The following is a 23,078-nucleotide window of genomic DNA, read 5'->3' as shown; positions in this document are numbered from 1 at the left end:
GATACATGACATTCTGATATGTTGCTGCAAGTACATCGCCGTGACGGATAACAGGCGCGTCAAGACCTTTGCTGATCTCCGAAAGAGAATCAAGAGCGGATACCGCTCCCTGCAGAGGTGGTGCTCAGCGAATAGCTTCACTTGTGCGGTGGTGACCTCAGCCGGGGTCATTGCGCTTCAGGGTGTTTGGGCGACAGTAAAGGGCTAGTGAGTTCATGAAGAAATCGACGCAGACCTCTCGGCGTGCTTACGGTGTTCTCGTCGTGGCGATAGCTGTCGGGATCGGACTCTTCTTCGTGGGTCGGCAGACGGACGCGGCCTTTACCTGGACCTTCGGCTACATGCTCGCGGTGCTCTCTGCTGCCACAGGGGTTTTCACGTACCTTCGCGAGCGACGACACCGCTAATAGCGCCGAGGCCCCAGGGGGAGAAGGCCGGAGGGTCAGGTAGCCTGCCAGACTGGGCGGCAGTCCGACGACGACCGCCGATCATAGGCAGAGCAGCCACGACCTCAGGAGCCCCCAGTGACCGACCGACTCGACCTCGACGGTGCCAGCTGGACCCGCATCTCGCCGAAATACAAGTGGCCCGAGATGGCGAGCTACGCGCTGAGCGGCCTCGTGCTGGCGGGGGTGTCGGCATTCACGTGGTTCACGGGCCAGTGGTGGGGCTATGCGCTGACGGCCGGGATCCTTGTGGTCACGATCCTCCTGGTCGCCTTCACGCCGCGCCGAGTCCGATCGATCGGCTACCAGTTGCGCGACGACGACCTGCTCGTGCGCCGCGGCATCTTCTTCTTGCGCTTCGTCGCCGTGCCCTACGGCCGCATGCAGCTGATCGACGTCAACCGCGGGCCGGTCGTGCGCGCTCTCGGCCTGAGCGACCTCAAGTTCGTCACCGCCGCCGCGGCGTCCGCCGTGACGATCCCGGGGGTTCCCGCCGCCGAGGCCGATCGGCTGCGCGACAAGCTCGTCGAGCTGGCCGAGACGCGGCGGGCCGGCCTGTGAGCGGCTGGACGCCCGGGCCGGAACACCCGCCGGAGCCCCCGCGGCCGCCGGCCAAGCCCGGAGTGTCGGCCAAGCCCGCCGCGCCCGCCATCGACTTCACCGACGGCGAATGGCACCGGCTGCACCCGGCGACCCCGCTGCTCAAGGGCGGCCTAGCGCTCATCGTCATCATCGGTATCTTCCTGAACAGCGCACGGGAGCAGCTCGTCGAGCTCTTCCTGCCCGGGCCCGACGGCCGGCGCGGTGGCCAGAGCGACGATCCGGTCGGGTATGCCGTCGACCACGGGCTCCTCCTCTTCGTCGTGCTGGGCATCGTCGCCCTGCTCGTCGTGATCGTCGCGATCTTCTACGTCTCGTGGCGGATGAACACCTTCCGGGTCACCGCCGACACCGTCGAAGTCCGGAGCGGAGTCTTCTTCCGCACCAACCGTCGGGCTCGCCTCGACCGCATCCAGGGCATCAACGTGCAGCGGCAGCTGTTCGCCCGGATCTTCGGGGCGGCGAAGCTCGAGATCAACCAGGCGGGCAACGACGCGAACGTGCCGCTCGCCTACCTCCGCTCGGCGTCGGCCGAAGAGGTGCGGTCCGAGATCCTGCGGAGGGCCAGTGGTCGTGCGGAGTCGGAGCGCGAAGCAGCGGGGAGAGCGCAGCCGCGCATCGCGCAGGCGGCCGGTGCGAGCGGGGTGCTCGAGAAACGACTCAACGAGTTCCTCGCCGAGCCGCTCGGCGAAGGAGAGACCGAACCGCGCTCGGTCGTGCGGATGCACCTCGGGCGCCTGATCGGCTCGGCCGTACTCAGCGGCTTCACGCTCTTTCTGGTGGCGATCATCGTGGCCGTCGTGGTCAGCATCGTCACGACGGGCGAGTACTTCCTGCTCTTCGTGTTCTTCCCGACGCTCCTCGGGTCGTTCAGCTACTACTCGCGTCGTGTGGTGAAGTCACTGCGCTACTCGATCGCCTCCACACCCGACGGGATCCGGATCGGCTGGGGTCTGCTCTCGACGAGCAACGAGACGCTGCCGCCCGGCCGGGTGCACTCCATCCGCCTGAGTCAGCCCCTCGCCTGGCGGCCGTTCGGCTGGTGGGAGGTCAAGATCAACCGTGCCTCGCACTCGTCGACCAAGGGCGCAGACAACCAGGCCAACACGACGATCCTGCCCGTGGGCAGCAAGGAAGACGTCACGCGCGTGCTCGAGTTGATCCTGCCGCAGCTCGTCGGGCTGTCGGCAGCCGACGCGGACGCGGCCGAGGCGCTCGCCGCCGGGCACACGACCGCCGAAGACGTCGTCGCGGCGCAGCCCGAGCTGGCGGTCGAGAAGTCGTCCGAGACGCTGTCGCTCATCGAGGCGGGCATGACATCGAGCGGCGACGAGGGGGGCTTCACCAACTCGCCCCGCCGGGCCGCCGTGCTCCGCTGGTTCTCGTGGCGCCGCAACGGCTTCCGCGAGGCCCCGGGTGCCGTGCTGCTGCGCAAGGGGGCGATCTGGCGTCAACTGATCGTCGTTCCGCTGCCGCGCGTGCAGAGCGTAGGAATCACACAGGGGCCCCTTCTGCGCCGACTCGGGTTGGCCGCCCTGCAGTTCCACACCGTGCAGGGCCCGATCACCGCGAGCATCGGCGCGCTCGACCAGGCGCAGGCGGCCGAGTTCTTCGACACGTCGGCGGCACACGCCGTGGGCGCGGCTCGAGCCGACCAGACGCACCGGTGGCTGGAGGGGGTCGGGGATGCGCCCAGTACCTCGGGTCAGCAGTGGCCGGCGCCGGATCCTTCGTTCCGCCGTGTCGACGGAGAGACCTCGTGAGCCCGGCCGACCGACCCTCGGGGCGACTGGGTGTCGGAATCGTCGGTGCCGGCCACGTCGGGCCGATCCTCGGAGCCGCGCTCGCCGCAGCCGGGCACGCCATCGTCGGCATCTCGGCCGTGTCGGAGGCGAGCCGCGACCGCGCTGACGCGATCCTGCCCGGCGTACCGATCCTGTCGGTGCAAGACATCGTCGAGCGGAGCGAGCTCGTGCTTCTCGCCGTGCCCGACGACCAGCTCGACGACCTCGTCTCGGGGCTCGCCGCGACCAAGGCCTGGCAGGCCGGTCAGCTCGTGGTGCACACGTCGCCCGGGCACGGTCTCTCCGTGCTCGACCCGGCGAGGGCCGCGGGCGCGATCCCGATTGCCATCCACCCCGCCCTCCAGTTCACCGGCACCACGATCGACCTCGTCCGGTTGCGCGAGGCCTACTGCGCCGTCACGGCTCCGGGCCCGGTGCTGCCGATCGGGCAGGCGCTCGTGGTCGAGATGGGCGCTGAGCCGGTCGTCGTCGCCGACGCCGACCGGGCGAAGTACGCCGAAGCCGTCGAGACGGCGACGACCTTCTCGGCCGCGATCGTGTCGCAGTCGGTCGGCATCCTCCGCGAGCTCGGACTCGACGAACCCGGTCGGGTCATCGCCCCGCTCGTGCGATCCGCGATGGACCGCGCGCTGGGCACGGCCGACGGGTCGCTCGGCCCCGGTACCATCGAGATGCCGTCTTTCGACGACGACGGCCCCCTCACCTGATCTTTGGAGTTCGAGCGATGACCGACGCGCCTGCCGACCTGACAGAAGACGAGGTCTTCGAGCAGAAGGCCGTCCGCCTCGAGAAGCGCCTGCGCCTGATCGAATCCGGCGAGGGCGCCTACCCGGTCGCCGTGCCGGTCACCACCACGATCCCGGCCGTCCGCGCGCAATACTCCGAGATCGAGACCGACACCGCCACCGGCGACATCGTGGGTCTCGCGGGGCGCATCGTGCACTTCCGTATCGGCGGCAAGCTCTGCTTCGCGGCCCTGCAGTCGGGCGACGGCGAACGAATCCAGGTGATGGTGTCGCTGGCCGAGGTCGGCGACGAGTCGCTCGCGCGCTGGAAGGCCATGGTCGACCTGGGCGACCACGTCTTCGTGTCGGGTGAAGTCATCTCGTCGCGTCGGGGCGAGCTCTCCGTGCTGGTCAAAGAGTGGCAGATCGCCTCGAAGTCGATCCTGCCGCTGCCGAACCTCCACTCCGAGCTGAGCGAAGAGACGCGCGTCCGTAGCCGCTACCTCGACCTCATCGTCCGCGAGCAGGCGCGCGCCACGGTTCGCACTCGTGCGGCCGTGATGAAGTCGCTCCGCGCCACGTTCGACGAGCACGAGTTCCTCGAGGTCGAGACCCCAATGCTGCAGACGATGCACGGCGGCGCCTCGGCCCGGCCCTTCGCCACGCACTCGAACGCCTTCGACACCGAGCTGTACCTGCGCATCGCGCCCGAGCTCTACCTCAAGCGCGCGGCCGTCGGCGGCATCGAGCGCGTCTTCGAGATCAACCGCAACTTCCGCAACGAGGGCGCCGACTCGACGCACTCGCCCGAGTTCGCGATGGTCGAGGCGTACCAGGCGTACGGCGACTACAGCCAGATCGCCGACCTCACGCAAGAGATGATTCAGAAGGCCGCTTTCGCGGTCGCAGGATCCCACGTGGTCACCTGGGCAGACGGCACCGAGTTCGACCTCGGGGGCGACTGGGATCGCATCTCGATGTACGAATCGCTCAGCGAGGCCGCCGGCACCCGCATCACCGTCGACACCCCGTTGCCCGAGCTGCAGGCCATGGCCTCCGACCTCGGCATCAGCGTCGCCCAAGAGACCCACGGCAAGCTCGTCGAAGAGCTCTGGGAGCACTTCGTCAAGGGTGCGCTCGAGCGCCCCACCTTCGTGATGGACTTCCCGCTCGACACCTCGCCGCTCGTGCGCGCGCACCGCAGCAAGCCGGGCGTCGTCGAGAAGTGGGACCTCTACGTCCGCGGCTTCGAGCTCGCGACCGGCTACTCCGAGCTGGTCGATCCCGTCGTGCAGCGCGAGCGCTTCGTGGAGCAGGCGCAGCTCGCCGCCCGCGGCGACGTCGAGGCCATGCGCCTCGACGAAGACTTCTTGAAGGCGTTGGAGCACGGCATGCCGCCGACGGGTGGCATGGGCATGGGCGTCGACCGTCTGCTCATGGCGATCACCGGGCTCGGCATTCGTGAGACGATCCTCTTCCCGCTCGTCAAGTAGCGGCCCTCACACTCCGATCGGGTCGTAGGAGGCCCAGGCGGTGGCGTTGCTCCACAGCGCGAACAGCGCCTCGGCGGAGGCCCGATCGCGGGCGGCGAGCACGCCGCCCCGGGCCGGGAAGAGTGTGTCGCGCCCGTCTTCGTCGAGGACGACACCGCCCGCCTCCCGCACGATGAGGCAGGCCGCCAGGTGGTCGACGGGACCGAAGGATCCGATCACCGAGGCCGTCCCGTAGCCGAGGGCGATCCCGGCGACGGTGAGTGTTCCCGAGCCCATGATGCGGGTCGTGCAGAAGTGGGCGGCGAGCTCGTCGACGAGCCGGATGAGCCCCGGCCACGGTCGGTGCCCGGCCAGTTCGGTCGAGACGATGGCGCCACGGAGAGGGTCGGAGGAGGCGGGCGACGAGCTGGGGGCGGAGCCGAGATCGAGCTGCCGCCCGGCTGACCAGGCGCCCTCGCCGGCGGCCGCCTCGACCACGAGGTCTCTCCACGGGTCGGCGACCACGCCGACGACGGGCACGCCGTCTTCGACGAGGGCGAGCGAGAAGCTCGTCCATGGCACTCCGTTGGCGAGATTCGCCGTACCGTCCACGGGGTCGAGGTACCAGCAGGGCGCCCCGTCGGCCTCCGCTCCTCCGAACTCCTCGCCGATGAAGACGTGATCCTCGAACTGGGCGCCGATGATCTCGCGGACGCCGAGTTCGATCGACCGATCGACCTCGGTCACGTGGTCGGCCGGGTTGGCCTTCGTGTCGACGCGGATGATCGCGTGCGTCCGGACGTAGTCGACGGCCCACTCGGCGAGCTCGCGCGCGACGAGGCGGTGACGGCGGCGCTCATCGGCGGGAGAGAGGGGGATGAGTTCGCCGGTGACCTCCTGTCGGATCCTCGTCAGGTCGTTGGTCGTGATCGAGTCGACGCCGATCGCCCGGAGACGCCGGGCCTGGACCGCGTCGTCGACGGTCCAGCACGAGACGCGGGCACCGAGACGATGGACCGCCGTCACCAGCGCCGCGCCGACGACGAGGTGGGGGAGGTTGACCACGGCGGGCCGGAGCTCTTCCAGATCGTTCGCGGTCGGAGGCGTCGAACGTGACCAGGGCATCCAGATCTCGGCGTCGGGGTCGAGGCCGCGGAGGAGTCGCATGGCGTCGATGTCGCCGCACCAGGCGATGCGGGCGGAGCCGGCGTGCCGGGCGACGACCCGGTGCGCGGCCGGCGCCGGCACGTCGGAGTCCATGTCGATGAGGAGGGCGGTCTCCGACCCGTCGAACAGGGGCAGGACCTCGTCGAGGAACGGGATCCGGAGGTCGCCCCCGCCGAAGCCGCGAACGGCGTCGGTCGAGACCTCGCAGAGGGCCCGATGGTCACCCCAGAGCCGCTCCAGGGTCGCGTCGTGGAGGAGCGCGACGTCGCCGTCGGCGGTCAGGCGGACGTCGATCTCGACGATGTCGGCACCGGCCGCCAGCGCCGAGCGGATGGCGGCAATCGTGTTCTCGCGATAGCGGGAGGAGTCACCGCGGTGCGCTGCGACCAGGGTCATCGGGCTTCTCCGCTCGCCGTGAGGAGCCCGTCGCGGTAGTGCTGCACCCGGGTCAGGGTGACGTCGCCGCGATCGCCCTCGCGCGGGGCTTCGCCGGTCACGACGGCTCTCAGCTCGAGACCGCCGGCGTCGAGGACGACCTCGGTGAAGTGGCCGTGGGGCAGGATCCGGCGGACCTCGATCGGACCGCCCGGCGCTGGCCGAAACACGACGTGCTCGGGGCGCACCGCCCACGTCTCGCCTTCGGCGTCGAAGGGCTCGCCGGCGGCGAAGGGCCCGCCGGTCTCGAAGGGCCCGGCGGCCTCGGCCCGGCCGTGCCGCACCCGATCGAGTTCGGCGCTCGTGAGAACGTTCATGCTTCCGATGAACGACGCGACGAACGACGTCGCGGGGGTGGCGTAGACCGCCGACGGGGCGTCGACCTGCTCGACGCGGCCCCCGTTCATCACGGCCACCCGATCCGAGATGGCCAGGGCCTCCTCCTGGTCGTGAGTGACCATCACCGTCGTGATCGCGAGGCGCTGCTGGATCTCGCGGATCTCTTCTCGAACCCGCACGCGCAGCTGGGCGTCGAGGTTCGAAAGGGGCTCGTCGAGCAGCAGCAGGCCGGGTTCCTGCACGATCGCGCGTGCCAGGGCGGCGCGCTGCTGCTCGCCTCCGGAGATGTGCGCCGGCCGGGACTGCGCGTGGTGGGTGAGGCCGACCGTCTCGAGCGCGTTCATGACTCGTGCCATCACCTCGGCCTTCGGCAGACGCTTGACCGTGAGGGGGAAGGCGACGTTCTTGAAGACGGTCAGGTGAGGCCACAGGGCGTAGTTCTGGAACACCATCGCGCTCGGTCGCTTCTCGGGGCCGAGGTCGGTCACGACGCGGCCGTCGATCGTGACGGTTCCGCTGTCGGGCGCGAGGAACCCGGCGATCATGCGGAGGGTCGTCGTCTTGCCGCAGCCGGACGGGCCGAGCAGGGTGACGAGCTCGCCCGGTCGCAGACGGAGGTCGAAGGAGTCGACGATGGTGCGTCCGCCGAGCGACTTCGTCAGACCGGAGACGACGAGGCCCGCCCGGTGATCTGCCGAAGGGGACGCGGCCCCGAGCGGGGCGACGGGAAGTGTGTGGCGGGAGGTTTCGAGGGTCATGGTGAGGCACCTATCGGATCTGGAAGCCCTCGGCCAAGCGTCCGCCGAGGATGTATTTGCGGGCGACGAGAAGCAGGGCGACGGAGGGGATCGACAGCAGGATCGCGAACACGGCCGCCACCTGCTTGGGGTAGTTGAGCACCAGGGAGTACATCTCGGTCGGCATCGTCATGAACACCGGGGCGCCCACGAGATACGTGCCCTGCGCCTCGTCGAACGAGGCGAGGAACGACATGAGGAGCGCGACGAGGATCCCGGGAAGAGCGAGCGGCAGCGTGACGCGCAGGAAGGTCTGGAACGCTCCGGCTCCCGCATCGCGCGAGGCCTCCTCGAGCGCCCTCGGCACGGAGGAGAAGGCCGCCGCCGGAATCCAGGTCATGAACACGACCGTGCCGATGAACTGCACGATCACGATGCCGGCGATCGTGTTCATGAGGTGGAGGCCGTAGAAGAGCGACGCCATCGAGACGAAGAGGCCCATCTTCGGGAAGGCGTTGGTCGCGAAGAGACCGATCAGGAAGACGCGTCTGCCGGGGAACTCGAAGCGAGAGAACGCGTAGGCGGCGGGCAGGCACACGATCGCGGAGACGAGAACGGTGAGCGGTGAGAAGTAGAGGGAGTTCTTGACGGAGGCCGCGAGCTGGGGGTCGCTGAACACGACCGACCACCAGTGGAACGTGAGCCCTTCGGGAAGAAGGCTGGGGTACGTCCACGAGGTGGCGAAGGCGTGAGCGGCCAGCCACAGCAGCGGGCCCAGGATGAAGACCGCCACGAGGGCGAACAACACCAGAGACGTGGCGCGCCGGCCGAACAGGGAGGCGCGCATCAGATCCGGCCCTCCTTCTTCGCCGACCGGAAGTTGGCCCGCACGTAGACGAACGCGATGCCCGAGGCCAGAGCGAAGACGACGACGGCCATCACGGCGGACTCCTGCGGCCGGTTGAAGGCCTGGAAGTACTTCGAGATGTCGACTCCCAACACGGTCGGCGCATTCGGCCCGGTGAAGTAGGGAACGGTGAACTGCCCGAGGATCCCGATGGCGGTGAACGTCGTCGCGATGACGAGCGGAATACCGGCCAGGGGCACCAGGATCCGCGTCACGATCGATCTCGTGGACGCCCCGGCATCCTTTGCCGCCTCGATCATCGCGTCCGGCACCGACTGGAGCCCCGAGGTCGCCATCAGTGTCGCAAACGGCAACGAGGTCCAGACCGAGCCGATCACCACGGCGATGGTCGTGTATCCCCAGGTTGGCCCCTCCAGCCCCACCAGGGCGAAGGCCGTACGGACGAATCCGTCGGCCGAGTAGAAGGTCAGGATGGCCCAGGAGGCGATCACCACGGGAATGAAGAGGGGAACGACCGCGAGACCGGCGAAGACGGTGGCCAGACGCCCGCCTCGGAGTCGGAGGTTGAGGGCGATGGCGAGCGATGTCGCGATCACGAGGAGCGTCGAGACCACCGTGACGAAGACGGTGACCCCGAGATCTCGGAGGAAGCGGGGATCGGTGAAGACGTCGACATAGGCCTGCCCGGTGCCCCACCAGCTCGTGGCGGAGTGGGTGCCTGTTCCGATGTCGGCGATCGTCGAGTTCAGGCCGCCGTTGTGGCCGAGGCTGAAGCCGATCGCCAAGACCACCGGAATGCCGACGAAGACCGCGAGGAGAAGCACGGGAGGCAGCGCGAGCGTGAGGCCGAGGGCCCGCCGGCGGGACTCCGAAGAGACCCGCCGACGAGTGACGACCCGCGCACCTGCGCCGGATCGAAGAGCGGTCACTGGCCGGGGACCTTCTGATCCCAGAGGTTGCTCATGTCAGACGCGGTCTCGCTGTAGTACCCGGGGCGGAGGTTGTTCGGGTCGGCGCCGGAGAACTTCGCGACGGTCGACGCTTTCAGACCGTCCACCTTGACCACGGGGTAGCCGGCGATCTTGGAGGCGATCAGAGCCTGGCCCGCGGGGGAGAGGACATAGTCGGCGAGCTTCTCGGCGATCGCCGCGTGCGTGGACGTCTTCGGGATCCCCAGGTACGACGGGCTGCCGGTGAAGGCGGGGTCGGAGATCTGGGTGTACTTGATCGTCTTGGGCAGGGTCCCGCTGTCCTGGGCCGAGATGACCTGGTCGCTCCACACCGGCGCCATCGAGATGCCGCCCGACCCGAGCAGATCGATCACCTGCTGGTTTCCGTTCGGGTAGACCCCCTTCTGGTACACGGAGGAGTTCAAAGCAGCGAGCGTAGTGAAGCCCTTGTCCCACTTCGACTCGAGAGACTTGTCGTACTTCGTCTCGAGGGTGGTGCGGTCGGCGTCCGACAGGTACCGGTCGAGCACGGTGGTCACGAATGCGCCTCCAGCACCGCCGGTCGAGGGCGAGTTGTAGGCGAACTGGCCGGGGTTGGCTTTGATCCAGGCCAGGAGCGCGTCGAGAGTCTTGGGTGGGGTGCTCACCTTGGTGGAGTCGTAGGCGAGGAGCACACTGGAGGCGCGGTAGGGGATGCCGTAGCCCTTGCCCGCCGCGACGGTCGTCGACGGGACGGATGCGAGGTTCGGGATCGTCGTGCTGCTGACCTTGGTCAGGAGCCCGGAGTCGCCCGCCGCCTGGATGAAGCCGGAGTCGATGAGGTCGTACCCCGGGGCGTCTCCGGCCTTGGTGGCGCTGGCCAGCTTGGCGAGCGTCTGCGCGTCGTGTTCGCCGTGCAGATCGAGGGTGGTCTTGACGGTGGTTCCCGGGTTGGCCTTCTCGAACGCGGGGATGAGGGCGTCCTGCCAGAGGGTCTGGATGTTGGTGTCGCCCGAGATGAAGACGGTGACGGTGCCCTTGGCACCGGCGGACTGGGAATCGCCCCCAGCGGAGGCGCTTGTCGTGGGCGCGCAGCCGGCGAGGGCCAGAGTGACGGTCGCGGCCGCGGCGACGGAGAGCATGGAGCGGCGTCTGAACACGGGAGGGGCTTCCTTCGGTTGGGGGTGGGGTTCGTTCGATCGGACTCCGCGCAAGGTTGCGGGAACCGACCTTCAGGGCGACTCGGGGGGCTAATCGCACCGTTTCGATTCTCGGGAGAGGCGGTTGCGACCGTCTTAACGAAACGTTGCGATTCGGTGTGGTGCTCACGAACACGGACCACGGTGGCGAAGGCTCTCACTACAGTGATTTCGGGGGCGGCCAGAGCCGACCCCGGCTCAGTCGAGGAGAAGCGTGACGAGTACCAGACGGCGGTCCTCCGTCACGATCGCCGACGTGGCATCCCGTGCCGGAGTGTCGACCTCTACCGCCAGCCTCGCGTTCCGCACCACGGGATCCATCACGGATCGCACGCGTGCCCGGATCCTCTCGGCCGCCGGCGAGCTCGGTTACGCGGGGCCGAACCCCGTGGCACGCTCCCTCAAGAGTGGACGAACGGGCATCGTCGGGGTGGTCGTGGCGGAGAGCATCCGACGTGCGTTCCAGAGCCCCGTGACGATCGCGACCATGGACGGCCTGAGCGAAGAGCTGGACGCCCTCGACGTCGGCCAGCTGCTCGTGCCCGGACGGATCGGCGCGGGGGCGAGCTCGTCGCGCCTCCTCGACTCGATGCCGGTCGATGCTGTGGTCTTTCTCGCGCGCGGCGAGCAGTTCGACGATCTGCTGCCAGGCCTCCGGGCGCGAAGGATCCCCATGGTCGGCATCGAAGGACCGCACGCCGATGACATCGTGCTCGTCGGCATCGACGACGACCGCGGGGCGGCGGAGCTGGCGCGGCACGTCCGGTCGCTCGGGCATACCGGGGTCGGCGTGGTGATGCGCACGACCCGTCTCGGTGCGTCCGCGCCCGCGGGCCAGGTCGTGCCGATCGCATTCGAACTGGAGGCGATCGCGAACCGGACGATCCGGGGTCGCCTCGCCGCCACGGCCGAAGTGTTCCCCGACGCAGTGCGAGTCGAGGCGGGTGGGCGCGACCTCGAGGCCGGAGAAGCCGCGGCGGCCCGTCTCCTCGATGTCGCCCGACCTCCGACGGCGCTTCTCGCCCAAAACGACCTGCTGGCGGCCGGAGCCCTGCGCGCGGCAGCGGCCCGCGGCCTCGACGTACCCCGGGATCTCACGATCACGGGCTTCGACGGCGCGGACCTCCCGTGGCTCGACCGACGCCTGACGACCGTCGAGCAACCCCTCCGCGAACGAGGCCGAGTGGCCGGCAGACTGGTGAGCGAGTTGCTGCAGGGGGGCTCACCCGGCGGCGTCGTGCTGCCCGTCTCCTTTCGCGCCGGAGACACGGCTGGCCCCGTAGCGACGTCTTGGCCGACGTCGAGAGAAGGGCGCTCGGCTCGGTAGGCGTCCGGGCTTCGGCACCGTACCCTTGGGGCATGCCTGATTCCCTCGTCGGCGGGATCGTGTTCTCGATCGCCCCGACAATCCTCGTCGGCCTGATCTTCTGGTTCGCCATGCGCGCGATCTTCCGCGCCGACAAGAACGAGCGAACGGCCTACGCCACTATCGAGGCCGAAGAGCGCGCGAAGGCCGAAGCTGAAGAGGCCCGGCCGGCGGCGTAAGCGGGCTTCCGCGACGACACCCCCGCAGCAACCGACACCCCCGCACCTCGAGTGCGGGGGTGTCGTCGTGCGGGGCGGACGGTGGGTCGAGCGGCGGTGTCGCGGATCCTGGTGTCCCCCTTCTGGGCGGGGCTCTGGACATCCGAACGAAATGCGCCGGACACCTTCGTGACCCCCGGCGTCCCCCAATCGGCGAGAGCGGGGGTACGGAACCTTGGGAAATCAGCGCTATTGCCTGGGTCTGGCGTACCCCGTTGAGAGAGAACGGGTCGTACACCCGAACAGCACTGCATGTCAAAGAATGTGCAGTGGCGTACCCCACTACGCCGTCTTTTCTGGGAGCGTCCCCAAAGATTACTTGGGAACGCCCTGAACGATTTTGGGAGGGCTGTACCCGCTCGGAAGACTCGTAGTGCGGCGAAAACATCCGAGCATCGGAGCTTCACCGTCGAATCGGGGTCTCAGCAGGGGCCTGATTTCGCTAGGGATGGAGAAGAAAACATGTCGACAACTATCGATAGCAACGTCCGCGCGAACACCAAGGGCGCCACCACCGCCGCACAGACCACCACCTCCGCTGACGACGACGTCGAAGTCGAAGTCCTCGGGCAGGTGCGAGGCGCCTCGACCGACCAGGTCGGCGACTACCTCCGCCACATCGGCCGCATGCCCCTCCTCGACGCCCAGGAGGAGACAGAAATCGCCCGCCGCATCGAGGTCGGCCTCTTCGCCGAGGAGAAGCTCGCCGAGCTCGACGCCGCCGGCAAGGTCTCGGCCTCCGACCGCAGCGACTACCGCTGGCTCATCCACGATGGCGAGCGTGCCAAAGACCGCATGATCACGGCGAACCTCCGCCTGGTCGTCTCGATCGCCAAGCGCTACACGCAGCGTGGCCTCCCCTTCATGGACGTCATCCAGGAGGGCAACCTCGGCCTCGTTCGTGCCGTCGAGAAGTTCGACTACACGCAGGGCTACAAGTTCTCGACCTACGCCACCTGGTGGATCCGCCAGGCCATCGCCCGCGGCCTCGCCGACAAGGCGCGTGCCATCCGCATTCCGGTGCACACCGTCGAGCGCATCAACCGCATCTCTCGCGCCGAGCGCGACCTCACCGTCGACCTGGGCCGTGCGCCTACCGTCGACGAGGTGGCCGCCGAGGTCGCGATGGAGGTCGCCGACCTGGTCGACCTCAAGTCGCGCTCGCACGAGCCCGTCTCGATCCACACCGTCGTCGGCGACGCCGAAGACTCCGAGCTCGGCGACTTCATCGAAGACGAAGAGACCCCCTCGCCCGGCGAAGCGACCGAGACGTCGCTGCTGAACCGCGACATCCACTCGCTCGTCGAAGGCCTGCCCGACGACGAAGCCCGCGTGATCCGCATGCGCTTCGGCCTCGACGACGACCAGCCGATGACCCTCGACGAGATCTCCAAGCGCGTCCACTCGTCGCGCCAGGCCGTCTCGCGCGTCGAGTCGCGAGCCCGCCTGCGCATGTTCGCGAAGGCCGTGTCGCAAGACCTGCAGCTGTACCTGCAGTAAGAGCGTCTCCCGGGGCCGCCCCGTCCCGTTTGTCGGCGTTGTTAGGCCCGTCCGTGCTGAGCACGGGCGGGCCTTTGCTGTGGGTGGTGGGCGGTGGTCGGCCGGCCCGCCGAGTGCCGCCTAATGTCGCCTCCCGGCCTTGCCCGGCGGCATTTGCCGTCACTCGGGGTGCGCGGGTTCGGCGGCTGGTGTGCGAGTGCCGCCTAATGCCGCCGCCCGAGGCAGGGCGGCTGCAATTGGCGGCACTCGAGAACGCGGCCAAGCCCCCACAGGGAATTACGCGCCCGCATCTCTCCACAGAATTGGGTGCTCGCCGTCCGGGGGTAGCCCCGATCGCCAGGCTTGATGCATGAGATCTCCCCTCCCTCCCCTCCTGCTTGGCGCTCCCTTCGCCGTGGCAGAGGCACGCGCTCTGGGCCTCCGCCGGGCACGGATCGACGCCCCCGATCTTCTAGTGCCGCATCACGGCATTCGCGTCGCGGGGCCGGTCTCCACCATCGAAGAACGGTGTGCGGCGCTCATGCCCGCTCTGCGGTCGGATCATCTGTTCAGCCACCTCACGGCCGCCGCGTTATGGGGTCTCCCTCTTCCCAGGGGCGCAGGATCCGGCCCGCTGCACGTCATCAGCCCGAGTGGGGCGCATCCGAGCCGCCCGGGTGTCGTCGCCCATCGCTCCCTGGGTGTACGCGGTCGGTTCGTCGACATCCTCCCCGTTGTCGACCCCGTCACGTGCTGGCTGCAGTGCGCCGCGCTCCTGCCGCTCGACGACGTCGTCATCATGGGCGACGCGCTCGCCGGGCGGTGGTCGCCGTTCGAAGCCGCGAGGGAGCTCCCGGTCGAGCGCTTGCAGGCGGCGGCGCGGCGCTGGGGCAGCAGGCGCGGGGCTCGGAAGCTGCGGGAGGCCCTGGGGTGGATCCGGCCGAACGTGTGGTCGCCGAAAGAGACCGAGCTCAGGCTTTTGATCGTGCGGGGCGGATTGCCCGAGCCACCCGAGCTCAACGGAGAGGTCACCGACGACGGCGGGCGGGTGCTGGGGCACGGCGATCTCGTGTACCGGCGGCAGAAGAAGGTGATCGAGTACGAGGGCGATCAGCATCGCAGCGACCGGGGCCAGTGGCGTCGAGACGTGCTGCGCTACGAGAGCTTCCACGACGCGGGCTGGCGAGTGCTGCGAGTGACCGACGACGACTTCGGTGCGCCCAGGGCACTGATCGACCGTCTCTCTCGACACATCGGATCGGAGGCGATAGCGTGACGAGCACCGGCGGAAGACGCCCACGAGCGACCGAAAGAGGTGAAGACCATGACTGCATCGAACGAGAGCGCCATGAATCCTTCTTTCCCCGAGGTCGCCGCCTTCTAGAAGCCGCGGTGGCCTCCGTCCTGGAGACATCCGTTGACTTTTTCCGACGATTTCGTCGTACCCACCTTCACCGAAGCCGCTCTCGGCGACGGCCAACGCTGGTCGACCTGGCCGGCCACGCAACCGCTCGAACGAGGCCCGCGTCCGTTCCCCGACTGGGTCGTGACGAGCGCCGCCGCGATCGACACGGAACTCGGCATCGTCAAGTCGGGCAAGGAGGCCGACGTGTTTCTCATCGAACGCCGAGTGCCCCTCGACGTGAGGCCGAGCGACGGGAGTGCCGGATCCTCGGTTCTCGCCGCGAAGCGATACCGGGGCCCCGAGACCAGCGACTTCCACCGCGGAGCTCAGTACCGCGAGGGCCGCCGCACCCGCAATACCCGAGACGGCAGGGCGATGGCACGAGGATCCGCCCACGGCCGCTCGGTCCAGGCCGGGCTCTGGGCCTGGGCCGAATTCGAGGCTCTCTCTCGCCTTTACGCGCGAGGTCTGCCGGTGCCGTACCCGGTGCAGATCTCGGGCACGGAGATCCTGATGGAGTTCATCGGCGACGGGGCTACCGCTGCGCCGCGCCTGGCTCAGATGAAGGCCGACGGGGCGGACCTCGAGCCGCTGTACGAACAGGTGGTCGAGATCCTGCTCGGGTTCGCGAGAGCCGGGTATGCGCACGGCGACCTCTCGCCGTACAACTTGCTGGTGCACGAGGGGCGGGTCGTGGTCATCGATCTGCCGCAGCTGGTCGACGTGGTGAGCAATCCGAACGGGGTGGCCCTGCTCGAACGCGACTGCCGAAACGTAGCCGCGTGGTTTGCCCGAAGGGGGTTCGTGCGCGACGTCGAGCAGCTGTTCGCGGAATGCCTGGGGGAGGTGTTCGGCGGCTAGAGCCCAAGCCAGAGCTAGAGCCCGAGCCTGGGCTGGGAGGGGTCTGCGAGCGGGTCAGTGCTGGCGCAGGAAGCGGGCCCGGACCGCCGGGGGGACCAACTCGAGCAGTTGGTCTTCTCGGAGCGGGAGGTCCATCAGGCTCAGCTTCAGTCGGCCCTTGCGGCCGTGGCGTCCCGCGTCGAGGCGGGCCACGATGCCCGCGTCTTCGCGGAGGCGCACCTTGATGACGGCGCCCTCGCCGACGTCCGACACCACGCGTCCATCGAGCTCGAGTGCCGCCGACCGGGTGCCCGCGCCGACCACGAACTTGAGGAGTTCCTTGGGCCCGAGCACGATGGTCCGGTCGATCCCCGCCATCGGAGCGACCGGGGTCACGATCGTCGCGGCAACCGCGGGGCTGACGACCGGGCCGCCCGCGGCGTAGTTGTAGGCCGTCGAGCCCGCGGGCGTCGACACGACCACGGAGTCGGCCTTGAAGTAGCCGTAGGGGGTGCCGTCGACGAGCAGATCGGCGGTGACGACGCCCTGGCCGGGGCGGCGCGTGACGGAGAGGTCGTTGAAGGCCAGGAAGGAGGATTCGAATCCGGTCGACGAGACGACAACCTCGATTGCGTGGTGCGACTCGAGTGAGAACTCGTTCGACGCGAGCGTGTCGAGCACGCCAGGCAGTTCGGCGGGCTCGATCTCGACCAAGAATCCGACGTTGCCGTAGTTCACTCCGAGCACCGGCACGGGGCGCTGCGAGACCAGGCGCATGGCCCCCAGCATCGTGCCGTCACCACCGAGCGACACGACGACGTCGACCCGCTCGACGAACGTGGCCTCGTCGACCAGTTCGATGCCCTCCCCGACCCGTGCCGCATCGTCGGTCAGCGCGATCAGGTGGGCGCCGGCCGGCCCCTGCCATTCGCGCAGCACGTCGATCGACGGCGTGACCGGCTTCGTGGGGTGGGGGATGAGACCGACCGTGTAGTTGCCCATGACCCGAGGCTAGTGAGCGACGCTTGGAAGACCGTCACGCCGCCAGCGAACAGGGGCAGACTCCCGCCCGTGCCGTGGTTACTCTCGACATACGCGACGCCCACCCCCTCGGGGCGTCGACCGTCATATCGGTGACGTTCCAGCCCGTCACCAAGGGAGTTTGAAGATGTTCGAGAGATTCACCGACCGTGCCCGTCGCGTTGTCGTCCTCGCTCAAGAAGAAGCGAAGCTGCTCAACCACAACTACATCGGCACCGAGCACATCCTGCTCGGCCTCATTCACGAGGGCGAAGGCGTCGCCGCCAAGGCGCTCGAGTCGCTGGGCATCTCGCTCGACGCCGTGCGCGAGCAGGTCCAAGACATCATCGGTCAGGGCCAGCAGCAGCCGACCGGACACATCCCCTTCACGCCCCGTGCGAAGAAGGTCCTCGAGCTGAGCCTGCGCGAAGCGCTGCAGCTTGGCCACAACTACATCGGCACCGAGCACATCCTGCTCGGCCTCATCCGCGAGGGTGAAGGGGTTGCCGCACAGGTCCTCGTCAAGCTGGGCGCCGACCTGAATCGGGTGCGCCAGCAGGTCATCCAGCTTCTCTCGGGGTACCAGGGCAAGGAGGCGGTTGCAGTGGGCGGAGAAACGCAGGCTGGCCCGCAGGGTGGGTCGCAGGTGCTCGACCAGTTCGGTCGCAACCTGACCCAGGCTGCGCGCGATAACAAACTCGACCCGGTCATCGGGCGCGAGAAGGAGATGGAGCGCGTCATGCAGATCCTCTCCCGCCGCTCCAAGAACAACCCCGTGCTGATCGGTGAGCCCGGCGTCGGCAAGACCGCCGTCGTCGAGGGCCTCGCCCAGGCGATCGTCAAGGGCGACGTGCCCGAAACGCTTAAAGACAAGCAGCTCTACTCGCTCGACCTCGGGTCGCTCATCGCCGGAAGCCGCTACCGCGGTGACTTCGAAGAGCGCCTGAAGAAGGTCACCAAAGAGATCCGCACTCGCGGCGACATCATCGTCTTCATCGACGAGATCCACACCCTGGTGGGTGCGGGTGCCGCCGAGGGCGCGATCGACGCGGCCTCGATCCTCAAGCCCCTCCTGGCCCGAGGCGAGCTGCAGACCATCGGCGCGACCACGCTCGACGAGTACCGCAAGCACTTCGAGAAAGACGCCGCACTCGAGCGTCGCTTCCAGCCCGTCCAGGTGCACGAGCCCTCGCTGCCCCACGCGATCAACATCCTCAAGGGACTGCGCGACAAGTACGAGGCGTTCCACAAGGTCTCGATCACCGACGGCGCGATCGTCGCCGCGGCGAACCTCGCCGACCGCTACGTCGCCGACCGCTTCCTGCCCGACAAGGCCATCGACCTGATCGACGAGGCCGGCGCCCGCCTGCGCCTCTCGATCCTCTCGGCCCCGCCGGAGCTGCGCGAGTTCGACGAGAAGATCGCCGTCGTCCGCGGCCAAAAGGAGGCCGCGATCGAAGATCAGGACTTCGAGAAGGCCGCCTCGCTCCGCGACGAGGAGAAGAAGCTCCTCGGTGAGCGTCTCCGCCTCGAGAAGCAGTGGCGTTCGGGCGATGTCGGAGCTTCCGGCACCGTCGACGAGGGCGTCATCGCCGAGGTTCTGGCTCAGGCCACGGGCATCCCGGTCTTCAAGCTCACCGAAGAAGAGACCTCGCGTCTCGTCTTCATGGAGAAGGCGCTGCACCAGCGGGTCATCGGCCAGGAGCAGGCGATCGCCGCGCTCTCGAAGACGATCCGACGCACCCGCGCCGGTCTGAAAGACCCGAAGCGCCCCTCGGGCTCGTTCATCTTCGCCGGCCCGACCGGCGTCGGAAAGACCGAGCTGGCCAAGGCGCTCGCCGAGTTCCTCTTCGACGACGAGAACGCTCTCATCAGCCTCGACATGTCGGAGTACGGCGAGAAGCACACCGTCTCGCGTCTGTTCGGTGCCCCTCCCGGATTCGTCGGATTCGAAGAGGGCGGCCAGCTGACCGAGAAGGTCCGCCGCAAGCCGTTCTCCGTGGTTCTGTTCGACGAGATCGAGAAGGCTCACCCCGACATCTTCAACTCGCTCCTCCAGGTTCTGGAGGAGGGACGTCTGACCGACGGTCAGGGTCGAGTCGTCGACTTCAAGAACACGGTCATCATCATGACGACCAACCTCGGAACGAAAGACATCACCGGTGGCCCCGTCGGCTTCCAGATCGAGGGCGACACGGCGACCTCCTACGAGCGCATGCGCTCGAAGGTGACCGAGGAGCTCAAGAAGCACTTCAAGCCCGAGTTCCTGAACCGCGTCGACGAGACGATCGTGTTCCCGCAGCTCACGCAGCCGGAGCTTCTCCAGATCGTCGACCTGTTCGTCAAGCGTCTTTCTGACCGCCTGCTCGACCGCGACATGACCGCCGAGCTTTCGCTCGCGGCCAAGGAGCAGCTCATCAAGGTCGGGTTCGACCCGTCGCTCGGTGCTCGGCCCCTCCGTCGTGCGATCCAGCACGAGGTCGAAGACCAGCTGTCGGAGCACATCCTCCAGGGTGAGCTCAACGCCGGCGACCACGTGAAGGTCGACTACGTCGACGGCAAGTTCACCTTCGAGACCGGGCGTCAGCCGGGCCGCGAAGAGGTCTTGGTGCTCGACAAGGGCGCTGAAGAGGCGTAAGTCTGAACCGCACCACTTCGAGGGCGGCTCTCCCACTGGGAGGGCCGCCTTCGGCGTTCCCGTAGGCTTGCGACTATGACGTCTGCCGCTATCACCACCCGCAAGGCGCTGGCGAGCGACGTGCCCCACATCCAACGGTTGATAGCGCCGTACGTGAGCCGTCGGATCCTTCTGGGCAAAGACAACGTCACGCTGTACGGCAGCATCCAACAGTTCCAGATCGCGCTCGACCCCGACGGGGTGCCGATCGGCTGCGGCGCCCTCAACGTCTTCTGGGACGACCTCGCCGAGGTGCGCACCCTCGCGCTCGACCCCGAGTGGATCCACCACGGCGTCGGCCACAAGCTCCTCGAGGGGCTCGAGAACGACGCCCGCTCGCTCGGCGTCGGCCGCATCTTCTGCCTCACCTTCGAGGTCGACTTCTTCGTCAAGCACGACTACCTCGAGATCGGCGAATCGGTCGTCTCGCCCGAGGTCTACGCCGAGCTCGTGCGGTCGTCCGACGAGGGCGTCGCGGAGTTCCTCGACCTCGCCCGCGTCAAGCCGAACACCCTCGGCAACACGCGCATGCTCAAGGTGCTGCCCCCGGTCTGAGCCGCGGTCGACCCGTCTGACCGGGGCTCCGCCTGACGATCCGCCGCACGCCCGCGTGACTCGCCGGGCACATCCGGGTCGCGGTACCGGCAGGCGCTTAGCCTGTGCGCATGTCGTCGATCAAGCATCCCGTCGGCTCGGAACCGAGCTCGGTGTATTGGCGTCGCCGCGCGATCGTCATCGGGGTGCTGGTGCTCGTGGTGATCATCGTCGTGTTGATCGTGGCAAAGCCGGGTTCAGGATCCGACGCGACGCCCGCCTCGACCCCGACCACGTCGGATCCTGCAGTTTCACGCACTGCCACGCCGAAGCCCGCCCCCACGGCCGCCGCCACGTCGAAAGCCACCGATGCCCCTACGGCCTCGGCCTCGAATGCCACCTGCGACGCGGATGCGATCACGCTCAAGCCCGTCGCCGACCAGGCCTCGTACACCTCGCTGGAGCAGCCGCAGATCTCGATGTCGATCACCAACACGTCGACGTCGGCGTGCTCGCTCGACCTCGGATCGGCCGAGCAGGTGCTGTCGATCACCTCCGGCGCCGAGACGTACTGGTCGTCGAAAGACTGCCAGGTCAACGGCACCCACCAGAAGATCACGGTGAAGGCCGGCCAGACGCTGACGACCCCGGCCATCGCCTGGGATCGCACGCGATCCTCGTCGTCGACCTGCAACAGCTCGCGGGCATCGGTGCCGGCCGGCGGAGCCAGCTACCACCTGTCCGTCGCCGTCGGGTCGATCAAATCGGCCACGTCGGCGCTCATGATTCTGAACTGAAACGGCACCATCGAATGGCATCCCCGAAACCTGAATTCCGCTCGGAGCAGCTCGAGCAGGCGCTCGCCGCTCAAGACGTCGCCGCGGTCGCGTTCGCGCTCCGCAACGACGTGGTGGTCGTGCCGCGCCTGGTGCTCGCCGACCGCAAAGACGAGCAGGTGCGGGTCTTCGGGCGGGAGAACACCGACAAGCGGATCCTGCTGCTGTTCTCGTCGGCCGAGACGTACAAGGCCATGGTGCCGAATGAGAAGGTGCGACTCGTGATGCTCTACGACGGGGCGAAGCTGCGCGACTTCATCGAAGCGCACCTGGACGTGCTGGAGCAGGTGTTCTTCGACATCGCCGGGCCGCACACGATGGCCGCGAACCCGGAAGATCTGCTGCGGGCGTTGCGCGCGTAGGTGCTGCTGGCGGGCCTCCGGCCTACCGAATCGGGCGATTGAGGCGCGTTGCGGGCCTAAAAGCGCCGAAATCGTAGGCTGACGGTTCAGAACTCTGGCAGAAGTAGCCCGGAGGGACGGTTCCAGGGCCCGGATCGGCCGGTTTTGCCAGACTTCTGAACGGTCGGGGCTTAGAACGCGGCGTCGAGCTCGCGGTCGCGGTCGCTGGACGCGCTCGAGAACGCCTGCCGGAGCGCTTCGCGCAGGTGCTCGGACGACGAGTCGATGATCTGCGTGAAGCCGAGCCGCGCGGCCTCGGAGGCGCGCTGCTTGCCGGAGGAGACGGGTCGGATCTCGCCCGCGAGGCTGATCTCGCCGACGGCCGCCAGGGTGTGGGGGTAGGCGCGTTCGCGGCTGGCCGAGGCGAGGGCGAGTGCGATGGCGAGGTCGGCGCCGGGCTCGGTCAGCTTGATGCCGCCGACCGTGGAGACGTAGACGTCGGCATCGCCGAGGCGGATGCCCGCGCGGCGTTCGAGCACAGCGAGGAGCATGGCGACGCGGGAGGCGTCGACGCCGTTGACCACGCGGCGAGGCTGCGGCGCCGTGCTGGAGACGATGAGCGCCTGGATTTCGACCGGTAGGGCACGGCGGCCCTCCATCGAGATGGTGATGCAGGTGCCGCTCACTGGAGCGCCGCCCCGCGACATGAACAGGCCCGACGGGTCTTTGACCTCGGCGATGCCGTCGCCCGTCATCTCGAAGCAGCCGACCTCGTCGGTCGGGCCGAAGCGGTTTTTGTGGGCGCGGATGAAGCGCAGCGCGGTCTGACGGTCGCCCTCGAACTGGCAGACGACGTCGACGAGGTGCTCGAGCAGGCGCGGACCGGCGATGCTGCCGTCTTTGGTGACGTGACCGACGAGCAGGATCGGCAGGTTGCGGTCTTTTGAGACGCGCACCAGGGTCGAGGCCACCTCGCGCACCTGCGACGGACCGCCCGCCATGCCCTCGCTGGCCGACGACGACACAGTCTGCACCGAGTCGACGATCACGAGAGACGGCTTGGTCTGCTCGATCTGGCCGAGGATCACGGCGAGATCGACCTCGGCGGCGAGGAAGAGGTTGGGGTGCATGGCGCCGGTGCGCTGGGCGCGGAGCCGCACCTGCGAGGCCGACTCTTCGGCGGTGACGTACAGCACACGAGCACCCTGCGCGGCGGCACGCGACGCGACCTCGAGCAACAGGGTCGACTTGCCGACGCCCGGCTCGCCCGAGAGCAGGATCGCGGCCCCGGGAACGATACCGCCGCCGAGCACCCGGTCGAACTCGGCGATGCCGCTCGGCCAGTGCGAGACACTCTCGGCCGGGATCTCGGTGATCGGTCGTGCGGCGCGATCGGCGGGCACCGCGATCGCGCTGACGCCGCGGCTCGAGGCGACCGCGGCCGACGCATCGACGACGGTGCCCCACGACTGGCACTCGGCGCATTTGCCGACCCATTTGATCGACGACCAGCCGCACTCGGTGCAGCGGAAAGTGGAGGTGGGGCGAGCCATGGGGCAACTCTAGGTGGTGCCACCGACACCGGCGGGTGATGCTCACAGGGGCCCGGCTGGTGCGGGTGGAGCGAGCGGGGGTGGCCG

22 protein-coding genes are annotated in these 23,078 nt (G+C 68.4%); 15 read left to right on the top strand and 7 right to left on the bottom strand.

What is annotated here, in order from left to right; all coding sequences use genetic code 11:
- The first annotated feature begins 215 nt into the window (after positions 1-215).
- The 5 genes from VH571_RS15910 to lysS all read left to right on the top strand — a co-directional run bounded on the left by VH571_RS15910 (position 216) and on the right by lysS (position 5,069).
- Positions 216-407 carry a hypothetical protein gene (locus VH571_RS15910; protein WP_423265381.1) on the top strand — a complete coding sequence of 64 codons (192 nt, stop codon included), beginning with the start codon at positions 216-218 and terminating at the stop codon, positions 405-407.
- A 117-nt stretch (positions 408-524) separates the two neighbouring features.
- Positions 525-1,007: a PH domain-containing protein gene (locus VH571_RS15905; RefSeq protein ID WP_055964488.1), complete on the top strand. Its 483-nt coding sequence runs from the start codon at positions 525-527 to the stop codon at positions 1,005-1,007.
- 62 nt (positions 1,008-1,069) lie between these two features.
- Positions 1,070-2,809 carry a PH domain-containing protein gene (locus VH571_RS15900; protein WP_423265380.1) on the top strand — a complete coding sequence of 580 codons (1,740 nt, stop codon included), beginning with the start codon at positions 1,070-1,072 and terminating at the stop codon, positions 2,807-2,809.
- On the top strand, positions 2,806-3,558 hold the full coding sequence (locus VH571_RS15895; protein ID WP_055964494.1) for a Rossmann-like and DUF2520 domain-containing protein: 753 nt from the start codon (positions 2,806-2,808) through the stop codon (positions 3,556-3,558). The genes VH571_RS15900 and VH571_RS15895 overlap by 4 nt, the downstream gene beginning before the upstream one ends.
- Before the next feature lie 17 nt (positions 3,559-3,575).
- The gene (lysS, locus tag VH571_RS15890) at positions 3,576-5,069 is read left to right on the top strand and encodes a lysine--tRNA ligase (RefSeq protein ID WP_423265379.1); all 1,494 of its coding nucleotides are present in this window, start codon (positions 3,576-3,578) and stop codon (positions 5,067-5,069) included.
- 6 nt (positions 5,070-5,075) lie between these two features.
- On the opposite strand, the gene VH571_RS15885 is transcribed toward lysS, so the two are convergent.
- From VH571_RS15885 to VH571_RS15865, 5 genes are read right to left on the bottom strand one after another with little or no spacing between them, the layout of a single operon-like run.
- Positions 5,076-6,611, bottom strand: a complete 1,536-nt coding sequence (locus VH571_RS15885; RefSeq protein ID WP_423265378.1) for an inositol monophosphatase family protein — start codon at positions 6,609-6,611, stop codon at positions 5,076-5,078.
- Positions 6,608-7,747 (bottom strand): ABC transporter ATP-binding protein, encoded by a 1,140-nt coding sequence (locus VH571_RS15880; protein WP_423265377.1) that lies wholly within the window; start codon positions 7,745-7,747, stop codon positions 6,608-6,610. Before VH571_RS15880 ends, VH571_RS15885 begins: the two co-directional genes overlap by 4 nt.
- Positions 7,748-7,757: 10 nt before the next feature.
- Positions 7,758-8,573, bottom strand: a complete 816-nt coding sequence (locus tag VH571_RS15875; RefSeq protein WP_055964499.1) for an ABC transporter permease — start codon at positions 8,571-8,573, stop codon at positions 7,758-7,760.
- Positions 8,573-9,523, bottom strand: a complete 951-nt coding sequence (locus VH571_RS15870) for an ABC transporter permease (RefSeq protein ID WP_423265376.1) — start codon at positions 9,521-9,523, stop codon at positions 8,573-8,575. Before VH571_RS15870 ends, VH571_RS15875 begins: the two co-directional genes overlap by 1 nt.
- Complete coding sequence (locus tag VH571_RS15865; RefSeq protein WP_423265375.1) at positions 9,520-10,683, bottom strand: extracellular solute-binding protein; 1,164 nt, start codon at positions 10,681-10,683, stop codon at positions 9,520-9,522. Before VH571_RS15865 ends, VH571_RS15870 begins: the two co-directional genes overlap by 4 nt.
- Positions 10,684-10,936: 253 nt before the next feature.
- Here VH571_RS15865 and VH571_RS15860 point away from each other — a divergent pair, with 253 nt between their 5' ends.
- The 5 genes from VH571_RS15860 to VH571_RS15840 all read left to right on the top strand — a co-directional run bounded on the left by VH571_RS15860 (position 10,937) and on the right by VH571_RS15840 (position 16,051).
- The gene (locus VH571_RS15860; RefSeq protein WP_423265374.1) at positions 10,937-12,049 is read left to right on the top strand and encodes a substrate-binding domain-containing protein; all 1,113 of its coding nucleotides are present in this window, start codon (positions 10,937-10,939) and stop codon (positions 12,047-12,049) included.
- Between the two features lie 32 nt (positions 12,050-12,081).
- On the top strand, positions 12,082-12,267 hold the full coding sequence (locus VH571_RS15855) for a hypothetical protein (RefSeq protein WP_055964510.1): 186 nt from the start codon (positions 12,082-12,084) through the stop codon (positions 12,265-12,267).
- A gap of 501 nt (positions 12,268-12,768) precedes the next feature.
- Positions 12,769-13,806: a sigma-70 family RNA polymerase sigma factor gene (locus tag VH571_RS15850; protein ID WP_423265373.1), complete on the top strand. Its 1,038-nt coding sequence runs from the start codon at positions 12,769-12,771 to the stop codon at positions 13,804-13,806.
- Positions 13,807-14,155: 349 nt separating this feature from the next.
- Positions 14,156-15,061, top strand: a complete 906-nt coding sequence (locus VH571_RS15845) for a hypothetical protein (RefSeq protein WP_423265372.1) — start codon at positions 14,156-14,158, stop codon at positions 15,059-15,061.
- Between the two features lie 141 nt (positions 15,062-15,202).
- Positions 15,203-16,051 (top strand): serine protein kinase RIO, encoded by an 849-nt coding sequence (locus tag VH571_RS15840; RefSeq protein WP_423265371.1) that lies wholly within the window; start codon positions 15,203-15,205, stop codon positions 16,049-16,051.
- A gap of 54 nt (positions 16,052-16,105) precedes the next feature.
- Here VH571_RS15840 and VH571_RS15835 read toward each other — a convergent pair whose 3' ends face one another.
- Positions 16,106-17,032, bottom strand: a complete 927-nt coding sequence (locus VH571_RS15835) for an NAD(+)/NADH kinase (protein WP_123939933.1) — start codon at positions 17,030-17,032, stop codon at positions 16,106-16,108.
- Between the two features lie 23 nt (positions 17,033-17,055).
- Between VH571_RS15835 and VH571_RS15830 the strand changes: the two genes are divergently transcribed.
- The 5 genes from VH571_RS15830 (at position 17,056) to VH571_RS15810 (ending at position 21,459) form a co-directional block, all read left to right on the top strand.
- On the top strand, positions 17,056-17,196 hold the full coding sequence (locus tag VH571_RS15830; RefSeq protein WP_194601028.1) for a hypothetical protein: 141 nt from the start codon (positions 17,056-17,058) through the stop codon (positions 17,194-17,196).
- A 2-nt stretch (positions 17,197-17,198) separates the two neighbouring features.
- The gene (locus VH571_RS15825) at positions 17,199-19,688 is read left to right on the top strand and encodes an ATP-dependent Clp protease ATP-binding subunit (protein WP_055964520.1); all 2,490 of its coding nucleotides are present in this window, start codon (positions 17,199-17,201) and stop codon (positions 19,686-19,688) included.
- 75 nt (positions 19,689-19,763) lie between these two features.
- Complete coding sequence (locus VH571_RS15820; RefSeq protein WP_055964522.1) at positions 19,764-20,282, top strand: amino-acid N-acetyltransferase; 519 nt, start codon at positions 19,764-19,766, stop codon at positions 20,280-20,282.
- Between the two features lie 110 nt (positions 20,283-20,392).
- The gene (locus VH571_RS15815) at positions 20,393-21,058 is read left to right on the top strand and encodes a hypothetical protein (protein WP_423265370.1); all 666 of its coding nucleotides are present in this window, start codon (positions 20,393-20,395) and stop codon (positions 21,056-21,058) included.
- A 14-nt stretch (positions 21,059-21,072) separates the two neighbouring features.
- Entirely contained in the window at positions 21,073-21,459 is a 387-nt protein-coding gene (locus tag VH571_RS15810) for an SseB family protein (protein WP_055964528.1), read from the top strand.
- A 170-nt stretch (positions 21,460-21,629) separates the two neighbouring features.
- Here the strand turns inward: VH571_RS15810 and radA are convergent, their stop codons facing one another.
- Positions 21,630-22,991, bottom strand: a complete 1,362-nt coding sequence (gene radA / locus VH571_RS15805) for a DNA repair protein RadA (RefSeq protein ID WP_055964531.1) — start codon at positions 22,989-22,991, stop codon at positions 21,630-21,632.
- Positions 22,992-23,078: the final 87 nt, after the last annotated feature.

It is taken from the genome of Frondihabitans sp. 4ASC-45 (assembly GCF_049472575.1).
Lineage (GTDB): Bacteria > Actinomycetota > Actinomycetes > Actinomycetales > Microbacteriaceae > Frondihabitans.
This window is presented reverse-complemented; position numbering and strand designations above follow the sequence as displayed.

Coding starts and splice junctions, on each gene's coding strand:
- VH571_RS15910 (WP_423265381.1), top strand. CDS start 216: ATGAAGAAATCGACGCAGACCTCTCGGCGTGCTTACGGTGTTCTCGTC.
- lysS (WP_423265379.1), top strand. CDS start 3,576: ATGACCGACGCGCCTGCCGACCTGACAGAAGACGAGGTCTTCGAGCAG.
- VH571_RS15885 (WP_423265378.1), bottom strand. CDS start 6,611: ATGACCCTGGTCGCAGCGCACCGCGGTGACTCCTCCCGCTATCGCGAG.
- VH571_RS15880 (WP_423265377.1), bottom strand. CDS start 7,747: ATGACCCTCGAAACCTCCCGCCACACACTTCCCGTCGCCCCGCTCGGG.
- VH571_RS15875 (WP_055964499.1), bottom strand. CDS start 8,573: ATGCGCGCCTCCCTGTTCGGCCGGCGCGCCACGTCTCTGGTGTTGTTC.
- VH571_RS15855 (WP_055964510.1), top strand. CDS start 12,082: ATGCCTGATTCCCTCGTCGGCGGGATCGTGTTCTCGATCGCCCCGACA.
- VH571_RS15850 (WP_423265373.1), top strand. CDS start 12,769: ATGTCGACAACTATCGATAGCAACGTCCGCGCGAACACCAAGGGCGCC.
- VH571_RS15845 (WP_423265372.1), top strand. CDS start 14,156: ATGAGATCTCCCCTCCCTCCCCTCCTGCTTGGCGCTCCCTTCGCCGTG.
- VH571_RS15835 (WP_123939933.1), bottom strand. CDS start 17,032: ATGGGCAACTACACGGTCGGTCTCATCCCCCACCCCACGAAGCCGGTC.
- VH571_RS15825 (WP_055964520.1), top strand. CDS start 17,199: ATGTTCGAGAGATTCACCGACCGTGCCCGTCGCGTTGTCGTCCTCGCT.
- VH571_RS15820 (WP_055964522.1), top strand. CDS start 19,764: ATGACGTCTGCCGCTATCACCACCCGCAAGGCGCTGGCGAGCGACGTG.
- VH571_RS15815 (WP_423265370.1), top strand. CDS start 20,393: ATGTCGTCGATCAAGCATCCCGTCGGCTCGGAACCGAGCTCGGTGTAT.
- VH571_RS15810 (WP_055964528.1), top strand. CDS start 21,073: ATGGCATCCCCGAAACCTGAATTCCGCTCGGAGCAGCTCGAGCAGGCG.
- radA (WP_055964531.1), bottom strand. CDS start 22,991: ATGGCTCGCCCCACCTCCACTTTCCGCTGCACCGAGTGCGGCTGGTCG.